General features: G+C 40.2%; 2 protein-coding genes. One reads left to right on the top strand and one right to left on the bottom strand.

Annotated elements, in window-relative coordinates:
- Positions 1-51 precede the first annotated feature (51 nt).
- On the top strand, positions 52-2,124 hold the full coding sequence (locus tag AC1DRQ_RS30620; protein WP_477429769.1) for a hypothetical protein: 2,073 nt from the start codon (positions 52-54) through the stop codon (positions 2,122-2,124).
- On the opposite strand, the gene AC1DRQ_RS30615 is transcribed toward AC1DRQ_RS30620, so the two are convergent.
- Positions 2,121-2,297 carry a hypothetical protein gene (locus tag AC1DRQ_RS30615; protein ID WP_477429767.1) on the bottom strand — a complete coding sequence of 59 codons (177 nt, stop codon included), beginning with the start codon at positions 2,295-2,297 and terminating at the stop codon, positions 2,121-2,123. The two genes, AC1DRQ_RS30620 and AC1DRQ_RS30615, sit on opposite strands and share 4 nt — an antisense overlap.
- Positions 2,298-2,694 lie beyond the last annotated feature (397 nt).

Genomic DNA, 2,694 nt, shown 5'->3' with positions numbered 1-2,694 from the left:
CATTCAGATCAAAATAAATCCGAAATCGAACATCCCAAATCCCAAATCAAAATGAACCAAATACAACTATACCTCAACAACCAACTGGTTGACCTTAGCGATGATAGCCCTATTGCCCTCACCTTCCAGATTAATAACCTGGCCGAGGTACAAAACCAACAGGGCAATACCAGCAATCAGTTTAAACTGCCATTAACCCAGCGTAACCGGCAAATACTTGGTTTTCCTGACGATGTAGCCTTTACTACGCTGTCGCCCTATGATAACTATGAGGCTAAAATTATACAGAATGGCCTGGAGATCATCCCCAATGGCATAGCCCAGCTTAACCTCATTGAGCAGGATACTGCCAGCATAACCGTATTAAGCGGTAATGTTGATTTTTTTGATACCATTGATGGCAATATTTATGACATGGGCGATAAAGATTCTGTTTACGGTGCTAACAGGCCTTTTGAAGTTTATGAACACGAATGGTCGCTAAGCAACGTAGCAACATCTCAAATCCGTACAGATGGGTGGATATGGCCGGTAATTGACTACGGGAACCTTATTTATGATAATGCAGGACAAAATGAAATTAATGTACGTAACATGCGCCCGGGCTTTTTCATTAAAACCGCTATAAACCTTATGCTTAGTTCCAACGGCTATAAGGCAACCGGCTCGCTGCTAAAAAACCCCTTGTATCCCCTGCTCATTGCCCAGTTCAGCAACAGCGATTTTGAGCATGGCGCTAATTATCAAAACCAGGTTGACTTAAATGGGTGCAAAGTAGCAAACGGAAAAGATCAGTTTGAATACAGAAAACGCGATTCAGGACTACAACCAGGCGGCGAATTATATTTTTCAGTTATCAGCGCAAACCCTAACAATCATTTTGCAAACAACAGGTATACTTCAAGCGAAGCTGTAACGGTTGATGTCGTACTTACTATGCCTGTAATTGATTTTTACGGCAAGGTTACGGGAAAGCATCCCAGTAGTGTTGATATCAGCATTGTGTTGGATATGCCCGGCCAATCACGGCAGTATTTAACAAAAACAACTTTTGATTTTACAGGCGGGTACGACCGCAGGGAAGATGGCACATCGGGGAGCAACCTGTTTGCATATAAAACATTCCGTAATAAAGTACTTACCGCATCGCAGGTAGAACTTGTTGCAGGACAGCAATTATTGTGCATTTATGATTTTCATGGCGATGCGCAATATAGCCTTACTGTATATAAAGGGGCTACATTTGAGGTGTCGGCGCAAAATCAAAAAGTGCTATATAGCCAAAAGGTTCAATGCGAGCGCATATTTCCAGACATCAGTCAAAAAGATCTTCTTAAAGATACTTTGCAGCGTTTCGGTATCATTTGCCAAACTGATAATACTACGCGCACTATAAATTTCGCATCGTTCAGAGATATTCTAAACAACGTACCTGTAGCTAAAAACTGGACCAAACAATGCCTTGACCAGGGTAAAACCATAGCCTTTCAATTAGGTGGCTACGCGCAGATAAATTATATGAAATACAAAGAGGACGACGGTGTATTGCCAAAAGGCCTGGCCAATTCCCAGATAAACGTGGCCGATAAAACACTGCCTGCCACTGCCGATTTGTTTGAGAGCCAGTTTGCACCTACCCTAAACCGCCCGTACATTGGTGGCTCCATTGCTCAAATAAAAATGATTGACATTAATAGTGATAGCAGCGATTTTGACATTGGCGTATCACCACGTATACTGATTGATCAAAAACTTGCACTAAATGGCAAAGTTGTAAAGTTTACTGATGGCGAAAATAGCATTATGGTTAACGATACCCTATCTGTTCCCTATTTTTATAAACCCGATGGTGATTACAATCTTTGTTTTGGCGATATGCCAGGCGCGGGAGTCAATACTACACTTTCCGGTTTAAAAAGCACCTATTACCCCGAGCTCGGGAAAATACTACAGCAAACCAAAAAGGTAGTACGCTATTTTCTGTTAACCCCGCGCGATATCCTGGATCTCGATTTGCTCATACCCGTTTACCTGGAACAGGATAGTGCCTATTACTACATCAATAAAATTGACAGCTGGCGAAGCGGGCAGCCTACTAAGGTAGAGTTGGTAAAGCTGGGCTAAGAGAACAAACCGTGTGTTATTTCCTCCACTGCGTCATCTGAGTAAAACAAAATAGTGAACGAGCCCGGGATCTGGGTAATAACCAATATATCTTCGCGCTTGATATGGTTCTCGTTTATAAAGCGTGTAAGGCGTTCGTGAGTGCTAAAGTAATCGGATTTTAAAACGATCATATGGATAGATTTTTTTGAATAAGATTATAAGCCAGATATTTTGTTACAGGTTTTGATGATAGTTATTTAGTTTGGCCAATATTATCATTATCCTGAAATTATTTATACATGACCCTAAATATTATTTGGAATTGATCAATCTATTATTTTTTTTACTAAAATAATTAGCAAAGCCTAACTTTATGCCCCATTTGCAAAACGCCGATCAGTAAAACAATCTAATAATATCACCTTAACCAAAAATAAACGCCGGATATTAATTATAGGCATAACCCTGACAAAATGCCTGACAATTATATAATTGCAGATACTATCACCTTAACCAAAAATAAACGCCGGATATTAATTATAGGCATAACCCTGACAAAATGCCTGACAATTATATAATTGCAGATAC

The sequence above is a fragment of the Mucilaginibacter sp. P4_E8 genome, from assembly GCF_056401495.1.
Note: the sequence above shows the minus strand (reverse complement) of the source record. Positions and strands in the feature narration are given on the sequence as shown.